Source organism: Collinsella sp. AF20-14LB, assembly GCF_003459505.1.
Classification (GTDB): Bacteria; Actinomycetota; Coriobacteriia; order Coriobacteriales; family Coriobacteriaceae; genus Collinsella.
In genome coordinates, this window is record NZ_QRWD01000004.1 from 158,671 (window position 1) to 159,078 (window position 408).

Below are 408 nucleotides of genomic sequence, written 5' to 3' on the forward strand. Positions count from 1 at the left end.
CCCCAGGGCCAGGTGCGTGTACGAGTCCGGGGTCACGGGCTTCGACCTGCAGAAGAGGCTCTCCGGCCTGGGGGTCGACTGCGTGGTCGGCGCCGTCTCGAAGATGATCAAGCCCAGCGCGGACAGGCGCAGGAAGAACGACCGCAACGACGCCGAGTTCCTCGCCCGCATGCTGTCGGTCGGCAACGTGGTCGAGGTGTGGGTCCCCGACGACGAGTGCGAGGCCGCCCGCGACCTGACCAGGGCGCTCGAGGACGCGAGGGACGACCTCTCGCGCTCGAAGCAGCGGCTCTCCAAGTTCCTGCTCAGGCACGGGCTCGTCTTCGACGAGAGGACGCCCACCGGCCGCAGGAAGGGTAACTGGACCCGGGCGCACTGGTCCTGGATCGAGTCGATTAGGTTCGCGGA

1 protein-coding gene is annotated in these 408 nt (G+C 68.6%); it reads left to right on the forward strand.

All coding sequences use genetic code 11. The features are described from left to right. Positions 1-16 precede the first annotated feature (16 nt). A partial coding sequence (locus tag DWX63_RS11475; RefSeq protein ID WP_233514449.1) for a transposase occupies positions 17-408 on the forward strand: 392 nt, incomplete at its 3' end.